This is a genomic window from Halopseudomonas sp. T1L2 (genome assembly GCF_055397385.1).
Genome location: NZ_AP040865.1, coordinates 347,447 through 361,254 on the forward strand (window position 1 = coordinate 347,447; position 13,808 = coordinate 361,254).

Consider the following 13,808-nt stretch of genomic DNA (forward strand, 5'->3'; position numbering starts at 1 on the left):
TTCAGGATGACCCTGAAGATGTGAGCCAATCGCGGTTTTCAGGGTTTGCCTGTGCTAGTCGGCAGTCAGCGATGAACCATGCGGTTGCGCTTTGCTCGAACGGCAATCGACTGCCCCTCGTGACGGGACACGAGTCTTGCAAAGGAAGATTGACGGTATGTGCGGAATTGTAGGTGGCATCGCCACGCGTGACTTGACCCCGGTTCTGCTGGAGGGGTTGCGGCGGCTGGAATATCGCGGTTACGACTCGGCCGGCATCGCCGCGCTGGATGCTGCCGGAGCGGTGAATCGTGCCCGCTCCACCGGCAAGGTCGCCGAGCTTGAGCAACGGCTCGCCCGGCAACCGCTCACGGGCCAACTGGGCATTGCCCATACCCGCTGGGCAACCCACGGCAAGGCCAGTGAGCAGAACGCCCACCCGCATTGTTCCGACCGCCTGGCTATCGTCCACAACGGTATCATCGAGAATCACCACCCGTTGCGCCTGCAGCTGCAGGAACTTGGCTACGTATTCACCTCCGAGACCGACACCGAAGTGGTCGCCCACCTGCTGGCTCACCACTACGGCCGTCAGCAGAACATGCTCAGCGCCCTGCGTTGCACGCTGGCCGAACTGCGCGGCGCCTTTGCCCTCGGCATCATCCATCAGGATGAACCCGACACCCTGTATTGCGCCCGCATGGGCAGCCCGCTGGTCATCGGCGTGGGCAGCGGCGAGCATTACATCGGCTCCGACCCCCTGGCCCTGCTGCAGGTGACCGACCGCTTTATCTATCTGGATGAAGGCGAACACGCCCGCCTGACCCGTGACGACTGCCAGATCTGGAACAGGCAGAACCAGCCAGTCCAGCACGCTGTGCAGCAATACCAGCACGCGGCCCTGAGCATGGACAAGGGCGAGTATCAGCACTTTATGCTCAAGGAAATCTTTGAGCAGCCCGCCGCCATCGCCGACACGCTGGATGGCCTGCTCGCGGATGATCATGTCCTCACCGCCGCCCTGGGCCCCGGGGCTGAAAGCCAGCTGCCGTTGATCCGCAATATTCACATCGTCGCCTGCGGCACCAGCTACCACGCCGGTATGGTTGCCCGTTACTGGATCGAAGAGCAGACGGGCCTGCCCTGTCAGGTCGAGGTCGCCAGCGAATACCGTTACCGTCAGGTCTGTGTGCCCGAAGGCACCCTGCTGATCGCCATCTCCCAATCCGGAGAAACGGCCGATACCCTGGCTGCGTTGCGCTATGCCCGCGAGCAGCAATATCTTGGCACCCTGGCGATTTGCAACGTACCGGGCAGCTCCCTGGTGCGTGAGGCAGACTGGCGGTTGCTGACCCATGCCGGCCCGGAAATTGGCGTGGCCTCCACCAAGGCGTTTACCACCCAACTCACCGCACTGCTGTGGCTGACCACCGCCTTGGCCCAGGTGCGCGAGCGCGCCCCTGAAATCATCGCCGCCAATGTGCGCGCTCTGCGCAGCCTGCCGGCCCGCATCAGCGACACACTGGAGCTGGCCCCGGCGATTGCCGAGCTGGCAAAGCAGTTTCAGGCAAAGCATCACGCCTTGTTCCTGGGCCGCGGGCCGCATTACCCCATCGCGATGGAAGGGGCGCTCAAGCTCAAGGAAATTTCCTACATTCACGCAGAAGCCTACGCCGCCGGCGAGCTAAAACACGGCCCGCTGGCTCTGGTCGACGACGACATGCCCGTCGTCAGCGTCGCCCCCAGCGACAGCCTGCTGGAGAAGCTCAAGTCCAACTTGCAGGAAGTCCGCGCCCGCGGCGGACAATTGATCAACTTCGCCTGCGAACGCGCCGCGCTTGATGACGGCGAAGGCATCACCCATATCGCCATGCCCTGGGTGTACGAAACTGTTTCTCCGATTCTGTACACCATCCCGCTGCAACTACTCAGCTACCATGTCGCCCTGATCAAGGGCACGGATGTAGACAAGCCGCGGAACCTAGCCAAGTCGGTCACCGTGGAGTAAGGGTTCGGTCAATCCACTTTTTTTGATGATCCCAACATTGATAGCGAAAGACAGCTAATGTGGGAATACACGTAACTGTTGGCAAAGGTGGCTAGAGTCGCACATCGTGCGGCTTTTCAAGCGAAGTCGCGCTGCACCATCATGCCTAGGAAGAGCAAAGACGGAAATGAACATCACAGTAGTAGGCACAGGCTACGTAGGTCTATCAAACGCGGTTCTCTTGAGTCAGCACAACAAGGTCATCGCTTTGGATATCGCCAAGCACCGTGTAGAGATGCTGAACGATCGGATTTCACCAATCGTAGATGCTGAGATAACGGACTACCTTAAGAATAAGCCGCTAAACCTGACAGCCACGCTGGATAAACAGCAAGCGTTGAGCAGGGCAGACTTCGTGATCATTGCCACACCAACTGACTACGATCCCAAAACTAACTACTTCGATACGAGTAGCGTAGAAGGCGTAATTCAGGATGTATTGTCCATAAACCCTGCCGCAATCATGGTCATCAAATCGACCGTGCCGGTTGGCTATACCCAGTCGGTCAAACAGAAGTTCAACACCGACAATGTCATCTTCTCCCCTGAATTTCTGCGCGAAGGCAAGGCTTTATACGACAACCTCTACCCGTCACGGATCATTGTCGGCGAACAGAGCGAGCGCGCCCAAATCTTTGCAGGGCTGCTTCAGCAGGGCGCATTAAAAAAAGATATACCGGTTCTGTTCGCAAATTCGACTGAGGCGGAAGCCATAAAGCTTTTCTCGAATACGTATTTAGCCATGCGCGTGGCTTACTTCAATGAGCTTGACAGCTACGCTCAGGTACACGGTCTGGACACCAGGCATATAATTGAGGGGGTAGGACTGGATCCTCGTATTGGGACACACTACAACAACCCTTCTTTTGGGTACGGCGGCTATTGTCTGCCTAAAGACACTAAACAATTGCTTGCTAACTATGATCAGGTACCGAATAACCTGATTAGAGCAATTGTTGATGCGAATAGTACTAGGAAGGATTTTATTGCAAGCTCCGTTCTTGCAGGGCAGCCAAAAGTGGTAGGTGTTTATAGGTTAGTAATGAAAGCGGGTTCTGATAACTTTAGAGCTTCTGCTATTCAAGGGGTAATGAGACGGATAAGAGAGAAGGGCGTGGAGGTCGTGGTGTTTGAGCCAGTATTAGAGGGTTGCTTGTATTGTGGTTCAAAAGTAATTTCTGATTTGAAAGAATTTAAGGAATATTCAGATGTGATACTGGCGAACAGGGTTTCACCTGATATAGAGGATGTGGTGGAGAAGGTTTATACACGCGATTTATTCGGAAGTGACTAGTTTATAGTTGGGATGGTTTATTGATGAAGAGTAAAATTAATTAATGGTCTGGATAAGAGAGGTATTTCGCTCGCGTTTTATTCGCAACGTAGCGGTTGTCGCGACGGGAACTGCGGGTGCGCAAGTTATTACCATGTTGTTCTCTCCAATGGTGACTCGAATATATGGTCCAGAAGCATTCGGGTTGCTTGGTACATTTATAGCTATACTTGCGGTCTTAACTCCAATGGCTGCAATGAGTTATCCTATAGCAATTGTTTTGCCTAAGCGCGATGTTGAGGCGCTAATGGTTGCGAAGCTTAGCCTTGTAATTTCTGCGATGGTGTTTTTACTTGTTTTTTTTGTAATTATAGTTTGGGGCGATTTATTGGTTGTCTTGTTAGGTGCGGATGTTGTTAAAGATTATTTATGGTTGGTGCCGATAGCAATGCTGTTTTCTGCATTGCATCAGATATGTGAGCAGTACGTGATACGCCAGAGAAAATTCAGGGCAGCGGCCAGAGTGGCGTTAATACAGTCTATAGCGCTAAACACCGCAAAAACCGGAGCAGGAATGATTTACCCCGCAGCGATGGTTCTAGTCTTAATGCAAGCTATTAATAGCGGTGTTCACGCGTTTCTTCTGTGGTTTAGTGTGCGAAGAAGCTTTCCTGTAAGAAACTGGTGCGGGCCAGAAACTGGTATAAACCTAAGGTCGCTATCTTATAAATATCGTGATTTTGCTTTTTATCGAGCACCGGAGGGAGTAATCAACGCCGCATCCCAAAGTCTGCCGATACTTATGCTAGCGGCGTTATTTGGCCCGGCGTCAGCAGGTTTTTATACCCTCGGGCGAACTGTGATGGGGATGCCTGCTGCCCTGATTGGTAAGTCAGTGGGTGATGTTTTTTATCCTCGTATTAGTGAAGCTGCTAATAAAGGGGAAGAGCTTTATCCTCTCGTTCGCAATGCGACTTTAGCTCTAGCGGCTGTCGGAGTGTTGCCTTTTTTAATTGTGATTATATTTGGTCCGTCGCTTTTCTCATTTGTGTTTGGTGATGATTGGGCGGAAGCTGGGGATTATGCTCGATGGCTAGCGATTTGGATGTTTTTTATGTTTATTAATAACCCCTCTATAAAGGTCATTCCTGTCATAAGGGTTCAGGGATTTCAGCTTGCATATACGCTCTTGAGTTTGGTTCTAAGAGCATGTGTTTTGTATTTTGCTTATTACTGTTATCGGGATGATCAGTTGGCTGTCTCGCTATTTAGTGTGGTGGGGGCGATTCTTAATATCGGATTGATAGCAATAGTTTTTGTGAAGTGTGCTTACTATGATCGCGCTGGGGTGGTGGATGGCTAAAATATTTGCTTGTGGTGATGTTGTTAACTATGGCAATAATACCGGATTGCTCTGCGATGCGAAGCTTGAAAGTATAATTTCTGGTGCTGATTACTCTGTTTGTAACTTCGAGGCTCCGATTGCTGGGTTTGGTCGACCGATAAGTAAATGTGGGCCCCATTTACAGCAGGATAAAAAAACGTTGACTGGTTTAAAAGAGCAAGGGTTTGATCTGGTGCTGCTCGCTAATAACCACATAATGGATTATGGCCGTGCGGGGTTAAAAGCAACAATTGATGCTGCAAATGATGTCGGTTTGGATACTGTTGGTGCCGGTCTCGACTTTCAGAGTGCTTACAAATCGTTAGTAAGAGATATTGCAGGTGTTCGTGTTGGGATAATTAACGCTTGTGAAGCTCAATTTGGTGTGCTTGATGGCTCTGGTACTATTGGTGATGCAGGTTATGCTTGGATAAATCACAATAAGATTGATGCCGAAATTTTTAGCTTAAGGAAAGAGTGTGATTTTGTGTTACTTTTTGCCCATGCCGGGTTAGAGGATGTGCACATCCCTCAAAAGGAATGGCGTAGTAGATATAAATATTTTTGCGATCTTGGTGTGGATGTTGTTATTGGTTCACACCCTCATGTTCCGCAAGGTTACGAGGCTTACAATAAATCCTTAATATTTTATAGCTTAGGTAATTTTTATTTTGATTATGGATATGCCAAGAACTATAAAAATCATTCGTATGCTTTAATGCTTCATCTGGAAAAGGGGCGAACAATATCTTTCGAACCTGTTCATCATGTAACTAATTCCCATAAGGTTTTTGTTTGCGAAGATGAGGTTGATATAAATGGCTTATGCCGAAGTTTGGTGGAGAACTACAATGAGAAACTCGACGAAATAAGTTTGGCGGCTTACCGCCACATAAATAGACAATTGATTTCGTCGGGCTCACAGCTTCCATTTGATGGTACTTTATTTGGTTCGTTGAAGGAGTTGGTGGCGACCATTTTAGGTAGGCGAAAAGCTTCTTACAAAAGGTTGGTTCAATTGCATTATGTAAGGAATGAAACTTATCATTATGCGGCTAAGCATGCGCTGGATGTGTTGAGTAAGAACTATGTTGCTTAAAATAAAAAGGGTTTTGCCCGAAGGTTTTAAGGCCCCACTTAGACGGTTGTGGTCGTTTTTTCTGCGGGGTGTGAATTCTCTCTCTCCAGTGCTAGCAACAAAAATACTTCATTGGGTTAATACTGGAAGTTGGATTAACTTTAATAGGCCCAAGAACTTTAATGAGAAGCTGCAGTGGTTGAAGTTTAATGAGGATCAGCTGTTAAGGGCGAGGTGTTCGGATAAATATGAGGTTTATGGTTATATAAGAGATAATTATGATCCTACAATTTTGAATAATTTGATTTCAGTTCATGATGACCCGAATGAGATTGTTTGGGAGCATCTTCCTGAGAAGTTTGTAATAAAGTGCACTCATGGATGTGGTTATAATATTATTGCTAAAAATAAGGGCGAATTAAATAAGAGAGAGGTTTTTAGGAGGTTGGCAGCATGGATGCGGGAGGACTTCTCTAGGCGCTCGCTTGAATATCATTACGGATTGATTAAGCCGAGAATTATTGTTGAGGATTATATCGAAGATGGTGCTGGCGAACTTCCTCTAGATTATAAAATCTATTGTTTCAATGGTGTTCCTCGTCTTGTATTGGTCTGTTCTGAAAGAGATGAGAGCCTGAGGTTGGATTTCTTTGATCTTGATTGGAATAAGTTGGCTATAGGTCTTGAAGTAAATGAAAGCACAGAGTGCATTCCTAAGCCAAAATCTTTTGACGACATGGTCAGGCATGCTGCTGCGCTTGCAAAGCCATTTGTTTTTGTACGTATAGATTTTTACGATAAAGATGGAATTCCGATATTCGGTGAGTTTACTTTTACTCCAGCAGGTAATATGGCTAACTACTATAATGAATATGGTCTTCATTGGCTTGGCGATCTTCTAGATATTGGATCCTCTTAGTGCTAAATGTTGGCTTGCTGGCGGGGTCGGGCTTGGTTGTTCGTATGCTGCCTACTTTCAGTTCTTGGTTATGTACGTTTGCTAGGTTTCTAAATCTAATATGTCGATTTTTTCTTTAAAAAAGCGAAAGCTACGTGTGGCACTCGTGCCGGATAAGTTTGCCCATTATAGATATCCTGTGTTTAAGAAGTTAAGCGATGCAAAAGAAAATGATTTCGTCTTGGATATTTATGCTGATAGCCTACCTCATGGTAATATTGAGTTGGCAAGTTCTGATTTTTGTAACCTGGATTACGAAAAAGGTGGTGTGCGATGGCAGTTAATTCGCGACTATGTTGTGCGCGGAGTGTGCGTATGGCAAAGCAAAATTGTAGCTTTGGGTTTGCTTAGTGATTACGAGATAATTGTGTATTGGGGGGATGCCTGGAGACTATCTACTTGGGTTAGCGCTATTTCAGCTCGTATTAGGGGGAAAAAAGTAGTTTTCTGGACGCATGGTCTTTATGGTAAAGAATCTAGGTTAAAGCTTTTTGTCCGATTAGCTTTTTATAAGATCGCTAACGGGATGCTGCTGTATGGTTGCCACGCGAAAACTCTTTTGGTGATGCATGGTTTTGATAGCGCTAAGTTATGGGTGATCAATAATTCGCTTGACTATGATGAGCAGATTAGAATCTATTCCTCAAGTTCTACCATCAAGCGCTCAGGTAGGTTCTTTGATGCCCAGTGTAAAACGTTGATTTTTGTTGGTCGGCTTGAGCCTAGTAAATCATTAGATATGTTGATCGTGGCATTAAGCGCGCTGCTTAAATCTAACTATAACGTTGGGCTGCTTTTGGTTGGTGATGGCAGTTGCCGCCGCGAGCTCGAGGAGTTGGCAATAAGACTGGGTGTTATGTCTCGAGTTGTTTTTTATGGTGCATGCTATAATCAAGTTGAAATTGCGTCTTTGATTATTAATTGTGATGTATGTGTTTCGCCGGGAAATGTGGGCTTGACGGCAATGCAGTCCCTTGTTTACGGTGTTCCGGTGGTGACTCATAGTAATTTTGCTATGCAAATGCCTGAGTTTGAAGCGGTTGTAGAGGGCCAAAGCGGAGCGCTTTATGAATATGGGTCGCAGCAGTCTTTAAATGAAGCTATTGTTAGATGTATTGGGTATTTGGATTCTGGTTCCATAAGCGCTCGTTCATGTCAAGCTGTAATTGAAAGTGGCTATACGCCTAGTTTTCAGGTTGGCGTTTTTAATGAGATGTTGTCTGGTTTGGATTGTATTCGCACCTGAATTCTTTTAAAGAAACTCGCCCTGGGTTGGGGTAGATTTTTGATATGAAAATAATTTTATTTAATTTGTATGTAGGTCTTTTTTTTCTACTGCCAATTCCTTTGTTCTTTGAGTTGCAAGACTTTAGTTTGTTTTTAATTCGTGTTGATGAGTTTAATTATCTGCTTGACTCTCCTAAGATTCCAGTTCCTATTGGGGCTTTGGCTTTATTTTTTTCAATAATATTGGGGTATTGTTGTTCTCTGGTTTCTCCGGAAAGAATGTCGTGCGTGATGCGTCCGAAAGCGTTATTGGTTTTTTATTTGTTTGTTGTTTTTCCTCTGTTTTTGTATGTTCGGTTTGTCTCTGGCTTGGCGATGACTAGAATTGTCCAGGTTATGCTGCCTTTGTTGTTTCTAAGTATGCTTAGTTTTCCGCGTAAAGCAGAGGATCGACTGGCCATCCTGTCAGTCTCCATATTGGGGGCAGCTGTTTTTTTTGGATTGCATTTTTTATCTATTTTGATTGAGTCTGATAGATTCATCTCTCCTGATGAAAAGCTAGAGTTTTCGTCATTTTTTGGTTATTTGCTTTACCAATCTCTTGTCTCTTATCCCGGGGTATTGTCGCTTTATTTGTTTCTTTGCTTTGCCGTTATCTACTCAAGGCGAGTGGATGGCGAGAAGTTCTCTAGAACGATAAAAGTTTTAGTTTGGATGTTGCCGGTTGTTTTGCTTTATTTGCTGGCCGCGAGCGGTAGGCGTGCGTTCTTGGTGGAGTTTCTAAGTGGTTCTGCTATTGTCCTTTTTTCGTGCTTTATTTATATGGTTTCTCATGGTCGGATCAAGATTCGTGCTAGCATGTATTTTTCTCTTTTTCTTGCGCTAGCAGTGTTTTTCTTTGTTTTTTACTTCTTGTCTCCTCTTTCGGACAGAGTTGTTTCTTCTATTTATGATAATACTTTTGATTCAGGTAGATTGAATATTATCAGCAAGGCGTATGCTTTTTTTTCTGATAATGTGGCGGTGTTTTTTTTAGGTGCGGGTGGGCACGAGTCTCCGGGTTTTCATAATTACATCCTAGATCAAGTTTATAGAGTTGGTTTGGTTGGGTTCCTGTGGATCTATTTTGTTAATGGTTTTTTGATATATAAGTTTGTAAAGATGGCCGACTTGGGTGTAAATATGATTTTTGCCAGGAAGATATTTTCTATTGTTTTGTTATCTTGCTTGTTTTGGCAGTCCATGATTAATGCTTCTATTTCTCAGCCCTTTTATTTTGTAAATTTTCTTTTGGTTGCGATGCTTTCTGTCTTTGTAGTCTTTAGTGTTCCCAATAGTTCAGTGATTGGTGAAAATTTTCCGGGAGGGCGTGATGTGGAAGGGAAAAATGTTTGCTAACAAGTGTCTGCTTATTACAGGTGGTACGGGCTCGTTTGGCAACGCAGCGCTGAATCGCTTTTTAAGTACAGGTATTGCGGAAATTCGAATCTTCAGTCGAGATGAGAAAAAACAGGATGACATGCGCAAGCGCTATGCTAACCCTAAGCTCAAGTTCTACATTGGCGATGTGCGGGATTACAGCAGCGTTCTGAACGCCACCCGGGGTGTGGATTTTATTTTTCATGCAGCAGCTCTAAAGCAGGTTCCTTCTTGCGAGTTTCATCCCATGGAGGCGGTTAAAACCAATGTGATTGGTACTGAGAATATTTTGGAAGCGGCCATCCAGAACGAAGTAAAGCGGGTAGTGTGCCTAAGTACCGATAAAGCAGTTTATCCCATCAACGCCATGGGTATTTCCAAGGCGATGATGGAAAAAGTCATGGTCGCCAAATCTCGTAACGTTGATGAGCGCAAGACGGTTATCTGCGGTACTCGCTATGGCAATGTGATGGCATCCCGTGGGTCGGTCATTCCGCTGTTCATCGAGCAAATTCGTGCAGGTAAGCCGCTGACATTGACCGACCCCAATATGACTCGCTTCATGATGACGTTGGCTGATGCCGTTGATCTCGTTCTGTACGCCTTTGAGCACGGTAATAACGGTGATCTGTTCGTGCAGAAAGCGCCCGCTGCGACTGTAGAGACGCTTGCACTTGCCTTGACTGATCTTGTTGGCAAGCCGGATCACCCTATCCAGGTAATAGGCACACGGCACGGCGAGAAGCTCTATGAGGCGCTTTTGAGTCGTGAAGAAATGGCTTGTGCTGAGGATATGGGAGATTACTTCCGGGTCCCGCCGGATCTGCGTGATCTCAACTACACGAAGTACGTTGAGCAGGGAGAAACTAGAATATCCAGGTCCGAAGATTACAACTCGCATAATACCGAGCGGCTTGATGTGGCCGGCATGCAGCGCCTGTTGTTGAAACTGGAATTTATGCAAGCCATTCAGCGTGGCGAGCACGCCACACCCGAGGAGTGAGCATGAGGGTCTTGATTACCGGCGCCAACGGTTTTGTCGGGCAGAACCTGATTGCCCACTTGAACGAAAGGGCAGATGTCGATGTCTTGCGGTTCACCCGTGAAGAGTCCCTTGCTGATTTGCCCAGCCTAGTCGCTCAGGCTGACTATGTGTTTCATCTTGCCGGTATCAATCGCCCTCAAGATCCGCAAGAGTTCGTGACCGGCAATGCCGATTTGACCAAGGCTCTCTGTAATGCGGTCAGGGCCAGTGGCAGGCAGGTTCCGGTGGTGTACACCTCATCTATCCAGGCTGAGCTTAACAACCCTTATGGTCAGAGCAAGCAGGCGGCAGAACAGGCACTGTTGGAACTGTTCGAGACGTATGGCTCACCTGTTCATATTTTTCGCTTGCCTAACGTATTTGGCAAATGGGCTCGGCCGAACTATAACTCTGCGGTTGCGACCTTTTGTCATAACGTCGCGCGCGATCTGCCTATCCAAATCAACGACCTGCACGCCGTTATCAGGCTGGTTTATATCGACGATGTTGTTCGTCGGTTCATCGCCGTGATGGATGGCACGTTAGCTGACGCGCCGTTTGTTAGCGTCGCGCCTGAATATCAGATTTCCGTGGGTGAGCTGGCCGAGCAGCTTTACGCGTTCCGCGATAGCCGCCAGACGATGGTTACTGAGCGAGTAGGCACGGGGCTGGTCAGAGCTCTTTATTCCACGTACCTAAGCTATCTGCCGCCAGCGCGGTTCACCTATGAAGTACCAAGGCATGGTGATCCTCGCGGTGTGTTCGTCGAGATGCTCAAAACGAGTGATTCAGGTCAGTTTTCTTACTTCACGGCTCACCCCGGAATTACCCGTGGCGGACATTATCATCACTCCAAGACTGAGAAGTTCTTGGTCATCAAGGGGCATGCGTGCTTCCGATTCAGGCATATCGTGACAGGCGAATTTTACGAGTTACACACTACAGGCGAGCAGCCTGAGATTGTCGAAACCGTACCGGGATGGACGCATGACGTCACCAACGTGGGCGATGACGAAATGATCGTGATGCTTTGGGCCAACGAGATTTTTGACAGGGTAAATCCCGATACCTACGCCCGTCCGGTTGGCGCCAAAGTTTAATAGCATTGAGACTCGCATGAAAAAATTGAAAGTAATGACTGTGGTAGGCACCCGGCCAGAGATTATCCGTCTCTCTCGCGTGATGGCTGCGCTGGATGAGCACTGTGAACATATTTTGGTACACACAGGGCAGAACTACGATTTCGAACTGAACGAGATATTTTTCCAGGATTTGGGGATCCGCAAGCCGGACCACTTCCTTAGTGCCGCCGGTGCAACGGGGGCGGAAACCATTGGTAATGTGATCATTGCCGTGGATAAGGTGCTGGCAGAGGTACAGCCCGAGGCCGTGCTGGTGTTGGGTGACACCAACAGTTGCATGGCTGTCATCCCTGCCAAGCGTCGCAAGATTCCTACGTTTCATATGGAAGCCGGCAATCGTTGCTTTGATATGCGAGTTCCCGAGGAAATCAACCGCCGCATCGTGGATCACACCGCTGATATCAATCTGACTTACAGCACCATTGCTCGTGACTATCTGTTGCGTGAAGGCTTGCCGCCGGATCGGGTAATCAAAACCGGCAGCCCGATGTTCGAGGTTCTGAACTACTACCGGGACGGCATTGAGGCCTCGGATGTACTGAAAAGGTTGGGGCTGGCTGAGCGCAAGTTCTTTGTGGTCAGTGCTCATCGGGAAGAGAACGTGGACTCAGATAGAAACTTCCTGGCGCTGGTGGACACTCTCAATGCCGTGGCTGAGCAGTACGACCATCCTGTGATCGTCTCCACTCATCCCCGTACTCAGAAGCGAGTCGATGCGATGGGAGTGCAATTCCACCGTAATGTGCGCCTTCTGAAACCATTGGGATTCAAGGACTACAACAAGCTTCAACTGAGCGCTAAGGCGGTGTTGTCTGATAGCGGCACGATTAATGAAGAAGCCTCCATACTGAACTTTCCGGCCCTAAACCTGCGCGAAGCGCATGAGCGCCCCGAAGGTATGGAAGAGGCCGCTGCCATGATGGTCGGCCTGAGTAAGGAACGGGTGCTTCAGGGGCTGGCCATTTTGGAGACCCAGGCGCGTGGTGATAAGCGTAGCCTCCGCTTGGTTGCCGACTACAACATGCCGAATGTTGCCGATAAGGTCGTGCGCATTATTCACAGCTATCGGGATTATGTAATGCAGACGGTTTGGAAGCAGTATTGAAGATGCCTGTAGCTATGGCACGTAAAAGAACAGATTTGGCAATCGTAAATCGGAGCTTCTGGCCACAAGACCAAGTTATCGGCGAAGGGCTGATGCAGTTCGCAGAGCGAGCAGCTCAGCATAATTCGGTCTGTGTGATCACTCAGGCCGACGTCAACCTGTCCGCGCTATTTGCTAGTTCGGGGCGTGGCGAACGAGTGCAGGTGCATGCTTGCAAGTCTTATACAACCTCGGCCAGTAGTGTGTTCAAACGCATCTTCGAAGCGCTGTACTTTATGTTTTGGGTGTTTGTCAGTCTGCTTCGTTCCAAACCGTCAAATGTGTATGTTTCTACCAACCCGCCGGTGGCGGTGCCTTTCATTGTGGCGTTGTATTGCCGGCTCTTTGGGGCCAGGTATGTGTACCACCTGCAAGACATTCATCCCGAAGCTGCCAATGTTGTGGTACCGCTCAATGGGCTTTTGTTCAAGCTATTGCAAGCGGTGGATAATTTCACTCTGCGCCATGCAGATTCAATCATCACGCTATCTGAGGATATGAAAAGCTATATCCAAGAGCGTAGCCGCACCGAGCGCCCGATTTACCTGTTGGATAACCCCTCCTTTGAGGTTACCCATGTTCCGACTGGGCAGCGGCCCAACGACATCGTTTTCTGCGGCAACGCAGGTCGTTTGCAACGCATTCCCTTGCTGATGACAGCGATTAGGGATTACTTGCAACAAGGGGGGAAGCTTCGGTTTACCTTCGCCGGTGGTGGTGTGCACTCTACAGACATCAAAGCGCTGGCGAGTGCATACGAACAAGTGGATTACCTCGGAGTGATTCCGGCCTCCGACGCAGCAGAGTTGGTAAGTCAGCATCGCTGGGCATTGTTGCCTATTGAAGACGAAGTCACCAAATACGCCTTCCCTAGCAAATCTTCTGGCTATGCATTATCCGGCGCCGGGGTTTTGGCTGTGTGCGGGGCGACCACCAGCGTTGCTCGATGGGTAAATCAGTTGAAGGTTGGCCTGGTTTGTCCTGCGGAGCATAGTGCTTTGGTGCGTTGTTTTTTTTCGCTTGAAGGGCGTGAAATAGATGGCTTTTTGATGGATGAAGATGTGCGTGAGAAGCTGAAAGTACCCTATTTCGCCGACCAGTTGTTCCGATTAGCTGTGCCGGGCAAGCCCTGA

Annotated in this window: 11 protein-coding genes; all 11 read left to right on the forward strand. The window is 48.2% G+C overall.

Annotated features, from left to right (window positions below; translation table 11 throughout):
- Positions 1–157: 157 nt before the first annotated feature.
- The 11 genes from glmS to ACZ5WQ_RS01685 all read left to right on the forward strand — a co-directional run bounded on the left by glmS (position 158) and on the right by ACZ5WQ_RS01685 (position 13,808).
- On the forward strand, positions 158–1,987 hold the full coding sequence (gene glmS, locus ACZ5WQ_RS01635; protein ID WP_464382995.1) for a glutamine--fructose-6-phosphate transaminase (isomerizing): 1,830 nt from the start codon (positions 158–160) through the stop codon (positions 1,985–1,987).
- A gap of 166 nt (positions 1,988–2,153) precedes the next feature.
- The gene (locus ACZ5WQ_RS01640; protein ID WP_464382996.1) at positions 2,154–3,320 is read left to right on the forward strand and encodes a nucleotide sugar dehydrogenase; all 1,167 of its coding nucleotides are present in this window, start codon (positions 2,154–2,156) and stop codon (positions 3,318–3,320) included.
- 43 nt (positions 3,321–3,363) lie between these two features.
- Positions 3,364–4,662 (forward strand): lipopolysaccharide biosynthesis protein, encoded by a 1,299-nt coding sequence (locus tag ACZ5WQ_RS01645; RefSeq protein WP_464382997.1) that lies wholly within the window; start codon positions 3,364–3,366, stop codon positions 4,660–4,662.
- Positions 4,655–5,782 (forward strand): CapA family protein, encoded by a 1,128-nt coding sequence (locus tag ACZ5WQ_RS01650; protein WP_464382998.1) that lies wholly within the window; start codon positions 4,655–4,657, stop codon positions 5,780–5,782. The genes ACZ5WQ_RS01645 and ACZ5WQ_RS01650 overlap by 8 nt, the downstream gene beginning before the upstream one ends.
- Positions 5,772–6,680: an ATP-grasp fold amidoligase family protein gene (locus tag ACZ5WQ_RS01655; protein ID WP_464382999.1), complete on the forward strand. Its 909-nt coding sequence runs from the start codon at positions 5,772–5,774 to the stop codon at positions 6,678–6,680. Before ACZ5WQ_RS01650 ends, ACZ5WQ_RS01655 begins: the two co-directional genes overlap by 11 nt.
- Before the next feature lie 100 nt (positions 6,681–6,780).
- Positions 6,781–7,965, forward strand: a complete 1,185-nt coding sequence (locus tag ACZ5WQ_RS01660) for a glycosyltransferase family 4 protein (RefSeq protein ID WP_464383000.1) — start codon at positions 6,781–6,783, stop codon at positions 7,963–7,965.
- A 44-nt stretch (positions 7,966–8,009) separates the two neighbouring features.
- Positions 8,010–9,344 carry a hypothetical protein gene (locus ACZ5WQ_RS01665; protein WP_464383001.1) on the forward strand — a complete coding sequence of 445 codons (1,335 nt, stop codon included), beginning with the start codon at positions 8,010–8,012 and terminating at the stop codon, positions 9,342–9,344.
- Entirely contained in the window at positions 9,334–10,368 is a 1,035-nt protein-coding gene (locus tag ACZ5WQ_RS01670; protein WP_464383002.1) for a polysaccharide biosynthesis protein, read from the forward strand. The genes ACZ5WQ_RS01665 and ACZ5WQ_RS01670 overlap by 11 nt, the downstream gene beginning before the upstream one ends.
- 2 nt (positions 10,369–10,370) lie before the next feature.
- Positions 10,371–11,489 carry a UDP-2-acetamido-2,6-beta-L-arabino-hexul-4-ose reductase gene (wbjC, locus tag ACZ5WQ_RS01675; protein WP_464383003.1) on the forward strand — a complete coding sequence of 373 codons (1,119 nt, stop codon included), beginning with the start codon at positions 10,371–10,373 and terminating at the stop codon, positions 11,487–11,489.
- Between the two features lie 16 nt (positions 11,490–11,505).
- Positions 11,506–12,636 carry a non-hydrolyzing UDP-N-acetylglucosamine 2-epimerase gene (gene wecB / locus ACZ5WQ_RS01680; RefSeq protein ID WP_464383004.1) on the forward strand — a complete coding sequence of 377 codons (1,131 nt, stop codon included), beginning with the start codon at positions 11,506–11,508 and terminating at the stop codon, positions 12,634–12,636.
- Between the two features lie 2 nt (positions 12,637–12,638).
- Complete coding sequence (locus ACZ5WQ_RS01685; protein ID WP_464383609.1) at positions 12,639–13,808, forward strand: glycosyltransferase; 1,170 nt, start codon at positions 12,639–12,641, stop codon at positions 13,806–13,808.

Coding starts and splice junctions, on each gene's coding strand:
- ACZ5WQ_RS01650 (WP_464382998.1), top strand. CDS start 4,655: ATGGCTAAAATATTTGCTTGTGGTGATGTTGTTAACTATGGCAATAAT.
- ACZ5WQ_RS01665 (WP_464383001.1), top strand. CDS start 8,010: ATGAAAATAATTTTATTTAATTTGTATGTAGGTCTTTTTTTTCTACTG.
- wecB (WP_464383004.1), top strand. CDS start 11,506: ATGAAAAAATTGAAAGTAATGACTGTGGTAGGCACCCGGCCAGAGATT.
- glmS (WP_464382995.1), top strand. CDS start 158: ATGTGCGGAATTGTAGGTGGCATCGCCACGCGTGACTTGACCCCGGTT.
- ACZ5WQ_RS01645 (WP_464382997.1), top strand. CDS start 3,364: ATGGTCTGGATAAGAGAGGTATTTCGCTCGCGTTTTATTCGCAACGTA.
- ACZ5WQ_RS01640 (WP_464382996.1), top strand. CDS start 2,154: ATGAACATCACAGTAGTAGGCACAGGCTACGTAGGTCTATCAAACGCG.
- ACZ5WQ_RS01660 (WP_464383000.1), top strand. CDS start 6,781: ATGTCGATTTTTTCTTTAAAAAAGCGAAAGCTACGTGTGGCACTCGTG.
- ACZ5WQ_RS01670 (WP_464383002.1), top strand. CDS start 9,334: ATGTTTGCTAACAAGTGTCTGCTTATTACAGGTGGTACGGGCTCGTTT.
- ACZ5WQ_RS01685 (WP_464383609.1), top strand. CDS start 12,639: ATGCCTGTAGCTATGGCACGTAAAAGAACAGATTTGGCAATCGTAAAT.
- wbjC (WP_464383003.1), top strand. CDS start 10,371: ATGAGGGTCTTGATTACCGGCGCCAACGGTTTTGTCGGGCAGAACCTG.
- ACZ5WQ_RS01655 (WP_464382999.1), top strand. CDS start 5,772: ATGTTGCTTAAAATAAAAAGGGTTTTGCCCGAAGGTTTTAAGGCCCCA.